Genomic DNA, 1,775 nt, shown 5'->3' with positions numbered 1-1,775 from the left:
CTAGGAGCCTGCTGAATTAATCCCGCGTGGCGGGCGTGGTTCTGCTGGGGTTTTCGGGATGATTGACGGGTGCAGGGTCGCTCTGATGATCAGCGGGAGTTGTTGGATGCCGAATCGGTGGCCGGGCATCTTCTGAAGTCCGACAGCGTGTTTAGGTTCTTGGCCACCCATCGGGGTGAGTTGTTTCCTGAGGAGATGTTCGCCGATCTGTTTCCCTCGCGGCGGGGTCGGCCCAGTGTGCCGGCCGAGGTGATGGCCAGCGTGATCACGCTGCAGGCGTTGCACGGCCTGTCCGATAACGAGACCGTCGACGCGGTGACCTTCGATCTGCGGTGGAAGGCCGCCTGCGGGTTACCGATCACCGCGCCGGCATTTCATTCCACGACGTTGACATATTGGCGGCGCCGGCTGGCGGCCTCGGCGCGGCCGAACCGGATCTTTGAGGCGGTCAAGTCCGTCGTGGCCGCGACCGCAGTGCTGGCGGGCAAGACGCGTCGGGCGTTGGACTCCACTGTCTTAGATGATGCGGTCGCCACGCAGGACACCGTGACTCAGTTGATCGCCGCGATCCGGCGGGTGCGCCGCGAGGTTCCCGCCGCCGCGGCGGTGATCGAACAGCATTGCACCGCCCACGATTACGACAATCCGGGTAAGCCGGCGATCGCCTGGAACGACAAGGACGCCCGCGACCTGCTGATCGACGCTCTGGTCGGCGACGCGCACCGACTGCTGGGGCATCTGCCGGAGCAGGATCTGGGGCCGCGCGCGGCCGAGGCGGTGGCGTTGTTGGCCCTGGTCGCCGGTCAGGATGTCGAACCCGTCGAGGGCTCGGATGGCACCGACGGGCATTGGCGCATCGCGCAGAAGGTCGCCCCGGACCGGGTCATCTCCACCGTCGATCCCGACGCCCGCCACGCCCACAAGACGGTGCACCGCCGCCAGGACGGCTTCAAAGCCCACCTCGCGATCGAACCCGATACCGGCATCATCACCGACTGCACGCTGACCAAAGCCGGCGGTTCGGATAACCACGAAGCCGTCATCGGGTTGGCCTTACTGGACGACGAGCCCAGCCCGGTGCGGGTGCTCGGTGATTCGGCCTACGGCACCGGTGCCACTCGCGCTGCGCTCGCCGAGGCCAAGCACACCGCGATCATCAAACCGATACCCTTGCGCGCCCCGATACCTGGCGGGTTCACTACCGACGACTTCACTATCGATTTCGAGGCCCGTACCGTGACATGTCCGGCCAACCACACGCTGCCGATCCCACCCAGCGGCGGAGTCGGCTTCAAAACACGTTGCCGCTCATGCCCTTTAGCGTCTCAATGCACCACCGCCGTCACCGGACGCAAACTCACCCTCAGTGAGTACGAACCGCTGCAACGCGCCGCTCGCAGTCAAGCCCGCGACCCCCAATGGCAAGCCGAGTACCGCCAATACCGGCCCATGGTCGAACGGTCCATCGCCTGGCTTACCCGCAACAACCGCAAAGTCCGCTACCGCGGCATCACCCGCAACAACCACTGGCTGCATCACCGCAGCGCCGCGCTCAACCTACGTCGACTCATCACCATGGGCCTGACCCACACCGGAACCACCTGGGCTCTCGCCTAATCCGCCGAAACTAGCCTTGCCAGCCGCCGCACCAGGTGCCACGCTCAACACGGCGGGGTGACCCTCAAGTGTCGACCCCAGGGTCTGACTGAACACACGCGCCACAGAGCGCTTTGAGGCACCCCGCCCCCAAAGCCACTAATTCAGCAGGCTCCTAG

1 protein-coding gene is annotated in these 1,775 nt (G+C 65.5%); it reads left to right on the top strand.

Features of this window, described 5'->3' with window-relative positions:
* Positions 1-69: 69 nt before the first annotated feature.
* The gene (locus CQY20_RS33660) at positions 70-1,617 is read left to right on the top strand and encodes an IS1182 family transposase (protein WP_097945696.1); all 1,548 of its coding nucleotides are present in this window, start codon (positions 70-72) and stop codon (positions 1,615-1,617) included.
* Positions 1,618-1,775: the final 158 nt, after the last annotated feature.

The organism is Mycolicibacterium agri (genome assembly GCF_002553505.1).
GTDB classification, from domain to species: Bacteria; Actinomycetota; Actinomycetes; order Mycobacteriales; family Mycobacteriaceae; genus Mycobacterium; species Mycobacterium agri.
This window is presented reverse-complemented; position numbering and strand designations above follow the sequence as displayed.